This window comes from Nonomuraea sp. ATR24 (assembly GCF_041950485.1).
In the GTDB taxonomy this organism is placed as follows: domain Bacteria; phylum Actinomycetota; class Actinomycetes; order Streptosporangiales; family Streptosporangiaceae; genus Nonomuraea; species Nonomuraea ceibae.
Genome location: NZ_JBGNUU010000003.1, coordinates 741975 through 757881, shown reverse-complemented (window position 1 = coordinate 757881; position 15907 = coordinate 741975). Strand labels below are relative to the sequence as shown.

Annotated in this window: 11 protein-coding genes; 4 read left to right on the top strand and 7 right to left on the bottom strand. The window is 74.9% G+C overall.

Features of this window, described 5'->3' with window-relative positions:
* Positions 1-111: 111 nt before the first annotated feature.
* Positions 112-1002, bottom strand: a complete 891-nt coding sequence (locus tag ACBI99_RS11045) for a LysR family transcriptional regulator (protein WP_357590775.1) — start codon at positions 1000-1002, stop codon at positions 112-114.
* A 517-nt stretch (positions 1003-1519) separates the two neighbouring features.
* Here ACBI99_RS11045 and ACBI99_RS11040 point away from each other — a divergent pair.
* The 4 genes from ACBI99_RS11040 (at position 1520) to ACBI99_RS11025 (ending at position 6862) form a co-directional block, all read left to right on the top strand.
* Positions 1520-2443 carry a YeiH family protein gene (locus ACBI99_RS11040; protein WP_375072232.1) on the top strand — a complete coding sequence of 308 codons (924 nt, stop codon included), beginning with the start codon at positions 1520-1522 and terminating at the stop codon, positions 2441-2443.
* Between the two features lie 119 nt (positions 2444-2562).
* The gene (locus ACBI99_RS11035) at positions 2563-3489 is read left to right on the top strand and encodes a pseudouridine-5'-phosphate glycosidase (protein ID WP_375072231.1); all 927 of its coding nucleotides are present in this window, start codon (positions 2563-2565) and stop codon (positions 3487-3489) included.
* Positions 3474-4415 carry a PfkB family carbohydrate kinase gene (locus ACBI99_RS11030; RefSeq protein WP_308126080.1) on the top strand — a complete coding sequence of 314 codons (942 nt, stop codon included), beginning with the start codon at positions 3474-3476 and terminating at the stop codon, positions 4413-4415. The genes ACBI99_RS11035 and ACBI99_RS11030 overlap by 16 nt, the downstream gene beginning before the upstream one ends.
* Before the next feature lie 71 nt (positions 4416-4486).
* Entirely contained in the window at positions 4487-6862 is a 2376-nt protein-coding gene (locus ACBI99_RS11025) for a hypothetical protein (RefSeq protein ID WP_375072230.1), read from the top strand.
* 21 nt (positions 6863-6883) lie between these two features.
* Here the strand turns inward: ACBI99_RS11025 and ACBI99_RS11020 are convergent, their stop codons facing one another.
* Genes ACBI99_RS11020 through ACBI99_RS10995 form a run of 6 tightly spaced genes read right to left on the bottom strand, consistent with a single transcriptional unit; the run spans position 6884 to position 15895 of the window.
* Complete coding sequence (locus ACBI99_RS11020) at positions 6884-9769, bottom strand: helix-turn-helix transcriptional regulator (RefSeq protein ID WP_375072229.1); 2886 nt, start codon at positions 9767-9769, stop codon at positions 6884-6886.
* 57 nt (positions 9770-9826) lie between these two features.
* Positions 9827-10261, bottom strand: coding sequence for a GNAT family N-acetyltransferase (locus tag ACBI99_RS11015; protein ID WP_219511737.1), 435 nt, complete (start codon positions 10259-10261; stop codon positions 9827-9829).
* Positions 10262-10318: 57 nt separating this feature from the next.
* Complete coding sequence (locus ACBI99_RS11010) at positions 10319-11455, bottom strand: acyl-CoA dehydrogenase family protein (protein ID WP_219511735.1); 1137 nt, start codon at positions 11453-11455, stop codon at positions 10319-10321.
* 2 nt (positions 11456-11457) lie between these two features.
* Positions 11458-12369, bottom strand: a complete 912-nt coding sequence (locus ACBI99_RS11005) for a hydroxymethylglutaryl-CoA lyase (RefSeq protein WP_219511726.1) — start codon at positions 12367-12369, stop codon at positions 11458-11460.
* Positions 12366-14324, bottom strand: a complete 1959-nt coding sequence (locus ACBI99_RS11000) for a biotin carboxylase N-terminal domain-containing protein (protein ID WP_357590785.1) — start codon at positions 14322-14324, stop codon at positions 12366-12368. The genes ACBI99_RS11005 and ACBI99_RS11000 overlap by 4 nt, the downstream gene beginning before the upstream one ends.
* Before the next feature lie 2 nt (positions 14325-14326).
* On the bottom strand, positions 14327-15895 hold the full coding sequence (locus ACBI99_RS10995; protein ID WP_357590787.1) for a carboxyl transferase domain-containing protein: 1569 nt from the start codon (positions 15893-15895) through the stop codon (positions 14327-14329).
* Between the last annotated feature and the right edge of the window lie 12 nt (positions 15896-15907).

Genomic DNA, 15907 nt, shown 5'->3' with positions numbered 1-15907 from the left:
GGGGACAGAGGCGGGGGTGGGTGGCCAGGGTGGGTGGCCAGGGCGGGTGGCCAGGGCGGGTGGCCAGGGTGGGTGGCCAGGGCGGGTGGCCAGCCGGGCGGGCCGGGTGGGTCAGGGGCGGCTGGAGATGGCGAGGAGGGTGGCGGCCGGGTGGGTCAGGGGGCGGCCTTGGCGCCAGACGGCGCGCAGGGTGCGGACGAGGTTGATCCCCGCCAGGGGGACCTCGACGAGGCGGCCGGTGGCGACTTCGGCCTCGACGGCGTAGCCGCTGAGGACGGCGGGCGCGGCACCGGCCTGGGCGGCGCCCTTGACGGCGGAGTTCGAGCCGAGCTCCAGCCGGGGGCTGGCCTGGCGCAGTTCGCGGAAGGCCCGGTCGAGCGTCTCGCGGGTGCCGGACCCGCGTTCGCGCACGACGAGCGGCGTGCCCGCGAGCTCGGGTCCTCGCAGCGCGGTGCGGCGGCGGGTCCAGGGGTGGCCGGGCGCGACGACGACCACGAGCCGGTCGGTGCCGACGACGCGGCTGGCCAGCCCGTCCGGCACGTTCGGCCCCTCGACGAAGCCGAGCTCGACCTCCTCGCCCAGCACCCGCGCGGCCACGTCGGCGGAGTTGACCACGTCGAGGCCGACGGGCACGCCGGGTTCGCGGTTCTGGAGTTCGCCGAGCCAGCGCGGGACCAGGTACTCGGCGATGGTCATGCTCGCCGCGACCCGCAGGTGCGCCGCCGCCCCGTGCCGGACGGCCTGCGCGGCCCGTACGAGCTCCTGGGCGGCGGACACCAGCTCGGCGGCCCATCCCGCCACCATGCGACCCTCGGCGGTGAGCGTGGACCCGCGCGGCGTCCGCTCCAGGAGCGGCAGGCCGAGGCGGCGTTCGAGGTGGGCGATGCGCTTGCTCGCGGAGGGTTGGGCGATGCCCGCCGCCTTGGCGGCGCGGCCCAGGCTGCCGAGTTCTCCGACGTCGACCAGCAGTTTCAGCGACGCGAGGTCCGGCAGCTCACTCATAGCCCCAGGCTATGACCTCCCACCCAAGCCACGGCTACCGGCGCCCGCCGGCCCGCCGAAGACTGGGACCATGCCGCTCAGCCGCCGTTTCCGCTTCCCCCGCCGGGATTCGTCACATCCCGTTCCCGACCGCCCGCGAACCGTCCGCCTGCCGTCGCCCGGCGTCCCGCCCTCCTCCCGCGCGCACCGGCAGCCGGAAGGACCGCGTAGGAGCCGGCAGTCGGAAGGGCCGCGTACGAGCTGGTCGCCGGACGGGCCGCGTACGAGCTGGTCGCCGGACGGGCCGCGTACGAGCTGGTCGCCGGACGGGTCGCGGGCGAGCTGGGCATCGGACGGATCGCGCTTGGGCCGGAGGGCCCGGTCGCGCCGTTGGTCCGCGGGGTCGGCGCGGCCGGGTGGTGGGGCGGCCGGCCAGGGGCGGGCGCGGGCCGAGGGGGCGGTCCGGTCGCGTGGGGGCCGCCTGTCCGAGGGGTGGTCGCGGGTCCGGACGCTGGGGCCGGGGGTGGGGGTCGCGGCGGTGGGGACCGGGGTGGCGATGGGGGTGAACGCGGTGGTGCCGGCGTTCAGCGCGGCCGTCGTCGCGGTGGTGGCGGGGGCGGGGCTGGCCGCGGCGGGAGGGGTGGGCGCCGCGTCGCGGGCGGGGCTGCACTTCGTGTCCCGGCGGGTGCTGCGGGTGGCGATCGTGCTGCTGGGGCTGCAGATCTCGGTGCCGCAGCTGCTGGCGACGGGGTGGCGGGCGATGGCGGTCGTGGTGGCGGCGACGGGCGTGACGTTCGTGCTCACGCCGTTGATCGGCCGCCGCCTGGGCGTGAGCCCGGGGACGTCGCTGCTGGTGGGGACCGGGGTGTCGATCTGCGGGGCGGCGGCGATCGCGGCCATGCGCGACAGCGCGGGGGGCGACGACGACGAGGCGGCGAGCGCGCTGAGCGTGGTGGTGCTGTACGGGAGCGCGGCCATCGTGGTCGTGCCGCTGGTGGCCTCGTGGCTGGGGCTGTCGCGGGAGCAGCTCGCGATCTGGACGGGCGCGGCGGTGCACGAGGTGGCGCAGGTCGCCGCGATCGGCGCGGCGACAGGCGTGCTGGCGGTGGCGGTCACGGTCAAGCTCGGCCGGGTGATCCTGCTCGCACCGCTGGTGGCGCTCGCCGCTCGCCGGTCCGTGCGCTCCGGGCCCCGGGCGGGGAGGAGGCCGCCGGTGGTGCCGTTGTTCGTGGCCGGATTCCTCGCGATGGTGCTGGTGCGGGCCACCGGGGTCGTGCCGGACGACGTGACGCGGGAGCTGCCCTCGGTGACGAATATGCTGATGGCGGCCGCCCTGTTCGGGCTGGGCACCGGGATCGACGTGCGGAGACTGCTCCAGGGCGGGCGGGCCGTGCTGCTGGGCGGGATCGCCACCGCGCTTGTCGGGGGCGTCTCGCTGGCGGGTGTGGCGCTCCTGATCTGATCTCCGAGTGGACGTGCGAGCGGTCCGGCCGTAACGTGCTCAGTTTGGAACAAAGTCTGCAAAGGACGCCGTTCACCCTAGGCACTGCCTGGACCCACCCGAGGAGCAAGAAACCCACCATGCGCGCCACCGCCGACTCCCTTCTCCAGCCTTCCGACGAGGTCGCCCAGGCCCTGGCCGCCGGTGCGCCGGTGGTGGCGCTGGAGTCCACGATCATCTCCCACGGGCTGCCGCAGCCGCGCAACCTGGAGGTCGCCCGGGAGCTGGAGGAGATCGTCCGGTCGGCCGGCGCGGTGCCGGCGACGATCGCGGTGCTCGACGGCGTGGCCAGGGTCGGGCTGACCGAGGTGGAGCTGGAGCGCATCGCCACCGAGTCGGGGCTGCGCAAGCTGGGCCAGCGCGACCTGCCGGTGGCGGCGGCGCTCAAGGCGAGCGGTGCGACGACCGTGTCGGCGACGTCGTTCCTGGCGGCGCGGGCCGGCATCCGGGTGTTCGCCACGGGCGGGCTCGGCGGCGTGCACCGCGGCTGGACCGAGGAGCAGGACGAGTCGGCCGACCTCGACACGCTGGCCCGCACCCGCATCACCGTGGTGTGCGCCGGGGTCAAGTCGATCCTGGACGTGCCCGCGACCCTGCAGCGCCTGGAGACGCGCGGCGTGACCGTGGCCGGCTACCGGACGGAGACGTTCCCCGGCTTCTACCTGCACTCGTCGGGCCAGCCGGTGGAGTGGCGGATCGAGTCGCCGGAGGACGCCGCCGCGATCATGCGCGGCCAGGACGCGTTCGGCGGCCAGGAGACCGCGCTCATCGTCGCCAACCCGGTGCCCGTCGACCAGCAGCTCGACCCGGAGCTGCACGACCGCGTGCTGGCCGAGGCGCTGGCGGCCGCGGAGGCCGGCGGCGTCACGGGTCAGGCGATCACCCCGTTCCTCCTCGGCTACCTCGTGCGCGGCACGTCCGGCGCGTCCCTGGAGGCGAACCTGGCCGCCGTACGCGGCAACACGGCACTGGCGTCACGCATCGCCCTGGCGTGGTCGCGATCGTGAGCCACAAGGGGCTCCTGGTCATCGGCGACGTGGTGACCGACGTGGTGGCGCTGCACGGCGCCCCCGTCATGTCGGCCTCCGAGATCGCCGCCGACATCGTGCTCCGCCCCGGCGGCTCCGGCGCCAACACGGCCGCCTGGGCCGCCACCCTGGGAGCCGACGTGGGCCTGCTGGCCCGCTGCGGCTACGACAGCAGCGAATGGCACATCGCCGAGCTGGCCAAGGCGGGCGTCCGCCCGTACGTCCGGATCGACGCCGACAACCCGACGGCCGTCGTCATCGCCATGGTGGACAAGTCCGGCGAACGTTCCATGCTGACCAACCGGGGCGCGGGCGGCCTGATCTCCGAGGCCGACTGGGACGACTCCCTGCTCGACGGCGTCGGCCGCCTGCACGTGTCGGGCTACCTGCTGTTCAGCGAGCCCGGCCTGGGCCTGGCCAGGCTCGCCATGGCCAAGGCGGCCGCCGCCGGCGTCGCCATCAGCGTAGACCCCGCCTCCACGAACCCGCTGCGCGAGTTCGGCGTCGAACGCTTCCTGCACGAGTCGGCACTGGCCCACCTGATCTTCCCGAACCGTGACGAAGCTCTCCTCCTCAGCGGCGCCGCCACTCCCGAGCGCGCCGCCGAGGTGCTCAGCGAGAGGTACGGGACCGCCGTGGTGAAGCTGGGGTCCCAGGGCGCCCTCGTGGCCACGGGCGGGCAGGTCGTCGCCGAGGCGGGCCCGGCCGACACCGAGACGATCGACTCCACCGGCGCGGGCGACGCGTTCGCCGCCGGGTTCCTCGCGGCCACGCTCGACGGCGCGGGCGAAAGGGCCGCTCTGGAGGCGGGATGCCGTGCGGGGGCGGAGTGCGTGGCCCTGGTAGGCGGTCGGCCACGGTACGGTTTGGACGTGAAGCGTCTTTACCCTATTCACACCGATTGATAGCTTGCCGCGTAGGCTGCACCAACAGTCACATGCGCCACGTGGTTCACTGGGGAGGATAAGGTCCGCCGATGGAAGTCGAGTCATCGATCTGCCTGAGCGACCTGGTCCCTGCCCTGCGCTGGAGCCGGCCGCAGCAGGTGGCGGAGGCCCTGGCCGACCCGCGCCTGCCCGCCGCCTGGTGGTCCTCGCAGGCGCTGACCAGAGCCCTGGGCACGGCCGGGCTCGACTGGATCTGTGACCGGCTGGCGCTGCTCGCCTCGTCCCGCTGGGACTACCTGCCGCTGGGCGATCTGCTGCCCGCGCTGACGCTGCACCCCGTCGACCCGGGGCTCTCCGGCTGGCCCGAACCCGCCCGTACGGCCATCGCCGGGCTGGGCGGCTGGCACCGGCTGCGCCGCCTGTCGCCCGCCGACCTGAAGACGCCGTCGACGACGCCCGAAGCGGTGATGGGCACGGTGTTCCGCGAGGTGCTCGGCCACCTGGCGGCCCAGCCCGAGTCGGCGGCCCGCGCCGTCCAGTCGCCCGAGATCACCCGCCCGGTCCAGCAGCGCCGCGACGCCACCGGCCCGCAGCCCGCCGTCGGCCCGCAACCCGCCGTCGGCCCCGCACCGGGAACCCCTGGCGGCTCCGTTCCCAGCGGGCCCGTCCCCGGCGGCTTGGTCCCGGGCAGTCCCGTACCTGGCGGTCCGGTCCCCGGCGGCCCCGTCCCCGGGCCGTACCCGGGACAGCGCCCGTCCGGCCCGCCCCCCGCGCAGACGCCCGCGCCTCTCGCCGCCCAGGGGGAGACCACCCCGCAGGGAGGCGCCGCCTACCCGGGCGGCCCGTCCGCGCCGGGCTTTCCGCCCGGAGGCGGCCCCACGGGCACCGGCCCGTTCCCCGCGCCCGCCGCCCCCGGCGCCGTCCCCCCGGGCGCAACCTTCCCGCCCGACGGCGGCTCCTCCGACCGCAACACCGGCTCCTTCCCCGCCACGAGCGGCAACGCACCGGCCGGCCCCGGCAGCGGCCCGTTCCCCGCCGTGGGCGGCGACCAGTTCCCGGGCAGCCCCACCAGCGGCCCCTTCCCGGCGGCTGGGCCGACGCAACCGGGCGCGCCCGGGAGCGGGGCGCCGCAGCCGGACAGCCCCGCGGGCGGCCCGCCGCAAGCGGGCGGCCCCGCGCAGCCGGGCACGCCGCTCCCTGGCAGCCCGGCGTTCCCGGGCGGTCCCGGTACGGGGTCCTTCCCCGCCGTGGGGGAGAGCGCTCCCCAGCGCGGCACCGGCTCCTTCCCCGCCGTGAACGAGAACGGGACCCCGCTCCCCCAGCGCCCCACCGCGTCCCGCCCCCCGCAGGGCGCGCCGGCCGCCCCAGGGGCGCCGCGCCCGCGGGAGACCCCAGCGCTCTCCGACACCGACCACGCCATGGTGCGGGTCGTGGACGGCCTGTTCCGCGGCCTCAACAAGCTCGAACTCGCCGTCGCCGTACACCGGCTGTTCGCCGAGGACCCGGTCAGCCTGCGCACGCTGGCGCACAAGATGCTGGTCGAGCGTGAAGTGCTGTCCCAGGCGCAGCGCACCGCCGAGGAGCGGGTGCTGCACTGGCTGCGCTCGTCGGAGTCGGCCCCGGTGACCGGGCACATGTTCCGCCTGACGGAGTGGCTGGGCGCGGCGGCGACACAGGATCAGCTGATCGGCGCCGACCCGGCGCACCCGGTGACGGTGCCGAGCCTGCGCACGCCGCTGTGGCGGGTGCTGGTGACGCTCATGCCCGACCGCAGGCTGCAGGACGGCTGGCTCGTCGTCGGCGACATCCACGGCCTCCAGGCCCGCACCCGGCAGCTCCTGGCGTCGGCCCCGCCGGACGCCGACCCGGTGGAGCTGCTGGCGGAGCTCGGCATCCGCACCCATTCGGCGAAGGCGTGGCTGGACGCGCTGCCGTCGGAGTCGGCCGACCCGGTCGCGGCGGCCTCGGCCCCGGCGCAGCCGCTGCCGCGCCGTACCCCGGGAGCGAACGGCCACCACCATCGCGGCGGCCAGCCCATCCCGCCGGCCCCGGCCGGGTCGATCGACCCGTCGGCGGCCCTGGCGACGCTCTCGGCGCTGTCGGGCGGCCGTTCGCCGGTGCTGCCCGGCGGCGGCCTGGCGGGCGCCCCGTCGACGCCGCCGCCCCCGCTGCCGAGCCCGTCGTCGGACCCGCGCCGCTGGCAGCGCATCGAGGTCACGCCCGAGCACCTGCGCGGCGGCCCGGTGCCGGTCCCGGAGGGCTACGCGGCGCAGCTCGGCATGCGGCCGGGCACGCTGCTGTCGGTCACCGGTCCCGGCGACAACGCCATCGTGCTCGTGTGGCAGGGCCACCAGCCGGTGTTCGACTCGCTCCAGCCGGTGCTCATGCGCCTGAACGCCCGTCCTGGCGACCAGGTGTACGTGACGGTCGACGGCTACAGGCTGGAGGCCCAGCTCACCGGCTGAGCCGGGCCCCCGCGAGCCGCGTCACCTGTCGAACAGGCGCATCGCGTGGGCCTTGGCGGCGGCCTCGCCCCGGGTGGAGGCGCCGAGCTTGCCCAGGATGTTGGAGACGTGCACGCTGACCGTCTTGATCGAGATGAACAGCTCCGCGGCGATCTCCCGGTTGCTGCGTCCGCGCGTGACCTGCTCCAGCACCTCCAGCTCGCGGGCCGTCAGGCCGAGCGGCTGCCCCTGGGGGGCGGCGCCGTCGGCGACGGCCAGCCGGGCGCGGCGGGCGAACGCGTCGAGCTGGTCCAGCAGCGGCACCGCCGCCAGCCGCTCGGCGAGATCACGGGCGCGGGCGTGCCGGGCGGTGGCCTCCTGCCGGTCGCCGAGCGCCTGCGCGGCGTGCGCGGCCCCCAGCGACGCCCTGGCCTCGGCGTAGGGCTGCTTCAGCTCCGCCCAGGCGGACGCGGCGGCCTGCCAGGCGGCCAGGCGCCAGGCGCCGGTGTCCTCGGCGTCGTCTCCGGGGGCGGGGCCGGTGAGGGCGAGGAAGGTCTGGCGCTGGGCCCGCTGGAGGCGGCCCTCGACGGCGACCCATCCGGCGGTCGAGCGCAGCTCGGGCAGGAACGGGCCGCCGAGCTGGGCGAGCGTGAGGAGCAGGTGCCAGGAGTAGCGGGAGTCGTCCATCAGGTCGTGCTCGCGCAGCGCCCGCGCGGCGGCCTCGCGTGCCTCGTCGAGGCGGCCCCGGGCCTCCAGCAGCTCGATCTCGCGGCAGGCGTGCGGCAGCACCGACTGGGAGCGGAACGCGCCGCGTGAGAGCACCTTGCGGGAGGAGGCCACCAGCGCCTCGGCCCGGTCGGCCTGCCCTCGGGCCAGCGCGATGTCGGCGGCCAGGCCCTGGAGGCTGGCCTGGTGCGGGGCAGGCGGCAGCAGGGCGAGGGCGTGCTCGATGACTTCGAGCGCCTCGTCCCAGCGGCCGAGCGAGAACAGCGGCTCGGCCAGGTTGATCGCCTGGAAGGTGCCGGAGGAGCGCGCCAGGCCGTACTGCTCGGCGATCGCGATGCCCTCGCGGGCCACCTGGGCGGCCTGCTCGTGGCGACCGGCGCCCTCCAGCGCGTCGGACTCGGAGATGGTGCCTCGCATCACCGCGAAGTACGCGCCGGCCCGGTCGGCGATGCGCCGCGCCTCGGCGAACCCGGCGATGGGGCCCTCGGCGTCGGTGTAGCGGCACTGGGCCCAGGTGAGGTCGATGAGCGCGTGGGCGTGGGTGGAGTCGTCGCCCACCTGGCGGGCGATCTCGATGGCCTGGCGGGCGGTCGAGATCTTCTCCTCCAGTTGGTCGGGCCTGGTCAGCATCCGGGACAGCGTCTCCAGCACCTGGCCGCGCAGCCTGGTGGGCGGGTCGGCGGGCACCAGCCCGGCGGCCTCGCGCAGGTCGTCGACGTAGCCGGGGCGGCTCAGGCTGAAGCGGATGAGGCCGCGGTGGCGCAGCAGCCGGGCGGCGGTGTCGGGCTCGGCCTGCCGGTCGATCTCCTCCAGCGCGGCCGAGGCCAGGGCGGCGCCGCGCTCGAACTCGCCGGCCTGGTAGGCGGCGACGGAGGTGAGGCGGAGCACCTCGGCGTGCGGGGCGCCGATGCGCTCGGCGGCGTCGGGCACCCGGTCCCACAGCTCCAGCACGCGTGACAGCATGCGGAGCTGCTCGTCGAAGGCGGTGGCGGTGCGGGCGGCGGCGGCCGCTCCCCAGGCGCTGATGAGGGCCCAGGTGTTGTCGCGGGCGGCGTGCCAGTGGTGGGCGAGCTCGATGGCGCCGCGCGGCGCGGGCAGCATGGACAGGTCGCGGCTGATCGCCTCGGCGTAGCGGGTGTGCAGGCGGGTGTGCTCGCCGGGCAGCAGGTCGTCGTGCAGGGCCTCGCGGATGAGCGCGTGGCGGAAGGCGTAGCCCTCGCCGTCGACGACGAGGACGTTGCCGGCGACGGCGGGCCGCAGCGCGCCCGAGAGCGCGGTCTCGTCGAGGCCGGCGACGGCGGCGAGCAGGTCGTGCTCGATGCGCTGGCCGCCCGCGCTGGCCACCCGCAGCAGCTCCTGGGTCTCGTCGGGCAGCCGTTCGACGCTGGCCAGGAGCAGGTCGCGCAGCGACTCGGGGAGCGTGTCGCCGCCGGGGTCGCCGAGCAGCGCCTCGACGAACAGCGGGTTGCCCTCGCTGCGGCTGTAGATCATGTCCATGTCGGCGGGCGACGGGCGGCGCTCCAGGATGCCGGCGGCCTGCTCCAGGACCTCCCTGCGGGTGAGCCTGCCGAGCTCCAGCCGGGTCACCCAGCCGACGCGGGCCAGCTCGGCGAGCAGCGGGCGGAGCGGGTGGGCGCGGTGCAGCTCGTCGGAGCGGTAGGTGACGACGATGAGCAGGCGGGCCTCGCCGCGCTGGTAGCGCACCAGGAAGGAGAGCAGGTCGCGGGTGGAGCGGTCGGCCCAGTGGGCGTCCTCGACGACGAGCACGACCGGGCGGTCCTCGGCCAGGCGCTCCAGCAGCCCGAGCACCTGCTCGAACAGCCGGGCGCGGGCCTCGCGACCTTCGGGGCCCGGCTGGCCGAACTCGGGCAGCAGGCGGGCCAGCCCGCGCGTGTCACCGCCGGGGACGAGGGCGGCGACCTCGTCGCGGCCCAGCCGCCGGACCAGGTCGCGCAGGACGGCGGTGAAGGGGGCGAACGGCAGGCCCTCGGTGCCGAGCTCCATGCATCCGCCGACGAGGGTCAGGGCGTCGCCGGCCGAGGCGGTGAACTCGCCGACCAGCCGCGTCTTGCCGACCCCCGCCTCGCCGCCGACGAGCACGGTGCAGGCCCCGCCGGCGCGTGCCTCGTCGAGCGCGCCGCGTAGCGCGGCCAGCTCGCGGGCGCGCCCGACGAACTGGGGGCTCACGGTGTGGATGCTCACACCCCAAGCATGCCATCCCGCTATGACAGCTTTACCTCTAGGACCTTGGGTTTCACGTCATTTGAGCACCTTGCGGTAGAAGGTGGCGGAAGCTTCGTAGCCGAGGGCGTGGTAGAACTCCGGCGCCCGCCTGGTCGCCATCGCCACGTAACGGGCCTGGCGGGACCTGGCCCACGTCTCGAACTCCTCCAGCAGCGACCGCCCGATGCCCTGCCTGCGGCTCCCGCTGCGCACCATCGCCTCCTCGACCCAGGCGACGGGCCCGTTGGCGAACAGCGTCAGGTGCACGTACCCCAGCAGGTAGCCGTGCACCCGCCCGTCGACGACGGCCGCCAGCACCATCGTGTCGTCGTCGCGCAGCAGCGCGGGCAGCGCGCGGTCGAAGGCGTCGCGCTCGGGCCGGAACGTCAGCCCGAACTCGCGCGCGAGCGCGAACACCTCGTCCGCGTCCGCCTCCTCGACTCTCCGGATGAGAAGATCGTCAGCCGTCATGCCGTGTGACCCTAGATCCTGCTCGACGCCCCGTCCAATCCCCACGTCAGCGCCGTCTCACAGGTCGCCGAGGCCGAGCTGCCTGGCGATGAGCATCCGCTGGACCTCGCTGGTGCCCTCGCCGATCTCCAGGATCTTGGCGTCGCGGTAGAAGCGGCCGACGGGGAACTCGTTCATGAACCCGTAGCCGCCGAAGATCTGCGTGGCGTCGCGGGAGTTGTCCATGGCGGCGTTGGAGGAGACGAGCTTGGCGATCGCCGCCTCCTTCTTGAACGGCACCCCGGCCAGCATCTTCTCGGCCGCGTGGTAGTAGGCCAGGCGGGCGGTGTGGGCCCGGGCCTCCATGTCGGCGATCTTGAACTGGATGGCCTGGTAGTGGCCGATCGGGTGGCCGAACGCGCGCCGTTCGCGCACGTACTTCAGGCACTCGTCCACGCACCCCTGCGCGAGGCCGACGCTGAGCGCGGCGATGGCGACGCGGCCCTCGTCGAGCGTCTGCAGGAACTGGGCGTAGCCCCGGCCGCGCTCGCCGAGCAGGTTGGCGGCGGGCACCCGGCAGTCGGAGAAGGACAGCTCGCGGGTGTCGGAGGCATTCCAGCCGACCTTGGAGTACTTCTTGGAGACGGTGAAGCCGGGGGTGCCGCTCGGCACGAGGATCGTGGAGATCTCCCGCTCGCCGGTGATGGCGGCCACGCCGACGACGCCGGTGATGTCGGTGCCGGAGTTGGTGATGAACGCCTTCGTCCCGTTGATCACCCATTCGTCGCCGTCGAGCACGGCGGTGGTGCGCATGCCGCCGGCCACGTCGGAGCCGCCGCCCGGCTCGGTCAGGCCGAACGCGCCCAGCATCTCGCCCGAGGCGAGCTTCGGCAGCCAGCGCTCGCGCTGCTCGGGGCTGCCGAACCGGTAGATCGGCATCGCGCCCAGCGACACGGCCGCCTCCAGCGTGATCGACACGCTGGAGTCGACCCTGGCCAGCTCCTCCAGCGCCAGGCAGAGCGCGAAGTAGTCGCCGCCCATGCCGCCGTGCTCCTCCGGAATCGGCAGCCCGAACAGCCCCATCGCGCCCATCTGACGGACGATCTCGTACGGGAACTCCTCCCGCTCGTAGTAGTCGCCGATCACCGGGGCGACGACGTCGCGCGCGAACGCCTCGACGGTCTTGCGCAGCTCTTCGTGTTCAGGGGTCAGCATGGTCAGCCTTTCGAGAGGGCCTGGACGACGCGCGACGGGCTGGGCCGGCCCAGCCGCTGGGCCAGCCAGGTGCTGGTGGAGACGAGTTTGTCCAGGTCGAGGCCGGTTTCGATGCCGAGCCCGCGCAGCATCCAGACCAGGTCCTCGGTGGCGAGGTTGCCGGTGGCGGACTCGGCGTAGGGGCAGCCGCCGATGCCGCCGGTGGAGGCGTCGACGGTCGTGACGCCGGCGCGCAGGGCGGCCAGCGTGTTGCCCAGCGCCTGGCCGTAGGTGTCGTGGAAGTGCACGGCGAGCCGGTCCGGAGAGCCGAACGCCTCGATGAGCGCGGCGACGTGGCCAGGGGTGCCGACGCCGATCGTGTCGCCGAGCGAGAGCTGGTAGCAGCCGAGGCCGAGCAGCCGCTCGCCGACGGCGACCACCTGGCTGACGGGCGTCGGGCCCTCCCACGGGTCGCCGAAGCACATCGAGACGTAGGCGCGCACCCGCACCCCGTTCTCGACGGCGGTGGCGACGACCGGCTCGAACATCTCGAACTGGCTCTCCAGGCCGCGGTTGAGGTTCTTGGCCGCGAACGTCTCGGTGGCGCTGGCGAACACGGCGATCTCCTCGACGCCGTGGGCGAGCGCCCGTTCCAGGCCGCGCTCGTTGGGGACCAGCACCGGGTAGCGGACGCCGGGCCTGCGGCGCAGCTTGCCGAGCAGTTCCTCGGCGTCGGCGAGCTGCGGCACCCAGCGGGGGTGCACGAAGCTGGTCGTCTCGATGACCTTGTGCCCGGCGTCGGCGAGCCGGTCCACGAACTCGGCCTTGACCTCGACGGGCACGATCGCGGACTCGTTCTGCAGCCCGTCGCGCGGGCCGACCTCGTACACGGTGACCTGCCTCGGCAGGCCCTCGATCGGGTAGGCGGGGCTCATCGCTCCTCCTCCTCGGCGACCACGGCCAGGACGGCGTCCATGTCGACCGGCTGGCCCGCGCGCACGGGCAGCTCGGCGACGACGCCGTCGCGGGGCGCGGTGACGGTGTGCTCCATCTTCATCGCCTCCACGATCAGCAGCGGCTGGCCCTCGGCGACCCTGTCGCCGGGCTGCGCCTTGACCACCAGGACGGTGCCCGGCATGGGGCTGCGCACCACGCCGTCGCCCGCCAGCGCGGCTCCGGGCCGGTCGCCGGGGTCGCCGACGCGGTGCCGGGTCAGCGCCCAGGCGGCGCCGTCGCGGCCGAGCCAGAGCGTGTCGCCGTCGCGGGCCTGTTCGTAGCGGGTGGTCCGGCCGCCGGCGGTCACCTCCAGGCCGGAGCCGTCGGCGCGGAGGACCGCGTGCTGGGCCGGGCCGTCGTCGCCGGTGCGGACGTACGCGGACTCGTGCGGCAGCCCGCTGACCCGGACGGTGTGGACGCCGTCGCGCGCCTCGACGCGCCAGGTGGTCCACGCGGGCTCGCCGACCCGCCAGCCGTCGGCGACGTCCCACGGGTCGGCGCCGCGCGGCCGGTCATGGAAGGCCAGCGCCGCCGCGACCGCCACCTCGGGGGGCGTGGGGGCGTCGAGGTCCAGCTCGGGCAGGGCGCGTTCGACGAGGCCGGTGTCGAGGTCGCCGTCGCGTACGGCGCGGTGGGCGAGCAGCGACCGCAGGAAGGGCACGTTCGTGGTGACGCCGAGCACGACAGTGCCGGCCAGCGCCCGGTCCAGGCTCCGCAGCGCCTGCTCCCGGTCCGGGGCCCAGGCGATGACCTTGGCGAGCATCGGGTCGAACTCGGTGCCGACGACGCCGCCCTCGCTGATGCCGGAGTCGACGCGTACGGACACCCCCTCGGGGGTGCGCAGGGCGAGGATCCGGCCGCCGGTGGGCAGGAAGCCGCGCGCCGGGTCCTCGGCGTACAGGCGGGCCTCGACCGCGTGGCCCTGGAGACGCACGTCGTCCTGCGTGAGCGGGAGCGGCTGGCCGGCGGCGGCGCGGAGCTGCAGCTCGACCAGGTCGAGCCCGGTCACCATCTCGGTGACGGGGTGCTCGACCTGGAGGCGGGTGTTCATCTCCATGAAGTGGTAGTCGCCGGTGGTGCCGTCGACGATGAACTCGACGGTGCCGGCGCCGGTGTAGGAGACGGCGCGGGCGGCCTCGACGGCGGCGGCGCCCATGCGGGCGCGCAGGCCGGGGCCGACGAAGGGGGACGGCGACTCCTCGATGATCTTCTGGTGCCGCCGTTGCAGGCTGCACTCGCGCTCGCCGAGGTGGACGACGCCGCCGTGGGCGTCGGCGAAGACCTGGATCTCGATGTGGCGCGGGTTGGCCACGTAACGCTCGATGAGCAGCGTGCCGTCGCCGAACGCGGCGGTGGCCGTGCGGCGGGCCGACTCCAGGGCGTCGGGCAGCTCGGCGGCCGAGCGGACCAGGACCATGCCCTTGCCGCCGCCGCCGGCCGACGGCTTGATGAGCGCCGGGAAGTGCGGCCAGTCCAGGAGGGAGTCGTGCGGCTCCGCGGCGCCGGGGACGACGGGGACCCCGGCGGCCGACACGGTGGCCTTGGCGCGGATCTTGTCGCCCATCGCCTCGATGGCCTCCGGCGGCGGGCCTACGAAGACGATCCCGGCCGAGGCGCACAGGCGGGCGAAGGCGGCGTTCTCGGCGAGGAAGCCGTAGCCGGGGTGGACGGCCTCGGCGCCGGTGGCGCGGGCGGCCTCCACGATCGCCTCCATGTCCAGATATTTCGGGACCTGGAGGGCCATGTCGGCGGCGTGGACGTGCGGGGCGTCCCGGTCCGAGGCGGTGTGCACCGCGACGGAGCCGATGCCGAGCTTCCGGAGGGTGCGGATGATCCGTAGCGCGATCTCCCCCCGGTTCGCGACGAGCACGCGAGAGAACAGCGAGTCAGCCATGATCACATCCGGTAGACGCCGTAGCCGATGGGGTCGAGCGGCGCGTTGGCCGCCGCGGAGAGCGCCAGCCCGAGCACGGTGCGGGTGTCGACCGGGTCGATCACCCCGTCGTCCCACAGCCTGGCGGTGGAGTAGTAGGGGTTGCCCTGGTGCTCGTACTGGGCCCGGATCGCGTCGGCGTCGGCGTCGCCCACGGTGGTCAGCACGTTCGCGGCCTGCTCGCCACCCATGACGGAGATGCGCGCGTTGGGCCACATCCACAGGAACCGGGGCGAGTAGGCGCGCCCGGCCATCGCGTAGTTGCCCGCCCCGAACGACCCGCCGATCACCACGGTGAACTTGGGCACCCGCGCGCACGACACGGCCGTGACCATCTTGGCGCCGTGCTTGGCGATGCCGCCCGCCTCGTACGCCTTGCCGACCATGAAGCCGCTGATGTTCTGCAGGAACACCAGCGGGATGCGCCGCTGGTCGCACAGCTCGATGAAGTGCGCGCCCTTCATCGCCGACTCGCTGAACAGGATGCCGTTGTTGGCGACGATCCCGACCGGGTGCCCGTGCAGATGGGCGAACCCGGTGACGAGCGTGGTGCCGTACTCGGCCTTGAACTCCAGGAAGCGCGACCCGTCGACCAGCCGCGCGATGACCTCGCGCACGTCGTACGGCTGCCGCGTGTCGGCGGGGATCAGCCCGTACAGGTCGCGCGGGTCGTGGCGCGGCGGCTCGGGGGCGACGGTGTCCCAGGGCCGCTCGGCGCGCGGGCCGAGCGTGGCGACGATGTCGCGGACGATGGCCAGCGCGTGCGCGTCGTCCTCGGCGAGGTGGTCGGTGACGCCGCTGACGCGCGCGTGCAGGTCGCCGCCGCCCAGCTCCTCGGCGCTGACCTCCTCGCCGGTGGCGGCCTTCACCAGCGGCGGGCCGCCGAGGAAGATCGTGCCCTGGCCGCGCACGATCACCGCCTCGTCGCTCATCGCCGGCACGTACGCGCCGCCTGCGGTGCAGGAGCCGAGCACGGCGGCGATCTGCGGGATGCCGCGCGCCGACATCGTGGCCTGGTTGTAGAAGATGCGGCCGAAGTGCTCGCGGTCGGGGAACACCTCGTCCTGCTTGGGCAGGAAGGCGCCGCCGGAGTCGACGAGGTAGAGGCACGGCAGCCGGTTGTGCAGCGCCACCTCCTGGGCCCGCAGGTGCTTCTTGACGGTCAGCGGGTAGTAGGTGCCGCCCTTGACCGTGGCGTCGTTGGCCACGATCACGCACTCGCGGCCGGAGACGCGGCCGACGCCGGTGATGATCCCTGCGGCGGGCGCCTGGTCGTCGTAGAGGCCGTTGGCCGCCAGCGGCGACAGCTCCAGGAAGCGCGATCCGGGGTCGAGCAGGCCGTCGACGCGGTCGCGCGGCAGCAGCTTGCCGCGCGAGACGTGACGCTGCCGCGATCGCTCGGGGCCGCCCAGCGCGGCGGCGGCGAGGCGCTCGCGCAGCTCGGCCGCGAGCCGCTCGTTGCGCTCGGCGTTGCTCTTGTACGCCTCGGCCCCCGGGGCGGCGGCCGACTTGAGCACCGGCCAGTCGCTCATGTGTCCCCTCTC

What these genes read in the sequence shown, in the direction of transcription:
- ACBI99_RS11025 (WP_375072230.1), top strand. Translation starts at nt 4,487, where the DNA reads ATGGAAGTCGAGTCATCGATCTGCCTGAGCGACCTGGTCCCTGCCCTG.
- ACBI99_RS11035 (WP_375072231.1), top strand. Translation starts at nt 2,563, where the DNA reads ATGCGCGCCACCGCCGACTCCCTTCTCCAGCCTTCCGACGAGGTCGCC.
- ACBI99_RS11010 (WP_219511735.1), bottom strand. Translation starts at nt 11,455, where the DNA reads ATGCTGACCCCTGAACACGAAGAGCTGCGCAAGACCGTCGAGGCGTTC.
- ACBI99_RS10995 (WP_357590787.1), bottom strand. Translation starts at nt 15,895, where the DNA reads ATGAGCGACTGGCCGGTGCTCAAGTCGGCCGCCGCCCCGGGGGCCGAG.
- ACBI99_RS11045 (WP_357590775.1), bottom strand. Translation starts at nt 1,002, where the DNA reads ATGAGTGAGCTGCCGGACCTCGCGTCGCTGAAACTGCTGGTCGACGTC.
- ACBI99_RS11015 (WP_219511737.1), bottom strand. Translation starts at nt 10,261, where the DNA reads ATGACGGCTGACGATCTTCTCATCCGGAGAGTCGAGGAGGCGGACGCG.
- ACBI99_RS11005 (WP_219511726.1), bottom strand. Translation starts at nt 12,369, where the DNA reads ATGAGCCCCGCCTACCCGATCGAGGGCCTGCCGAGGCAGGTCACCGTG.
- ACBI99_RS11000 (WP_357590785.1), bottom strand. Translation starts at nt 14,324, where the DNA reads ATGGCTGACTCGCTGTTCTCTCGCGTGCTCGTCGCGAACCGGGGGGAG.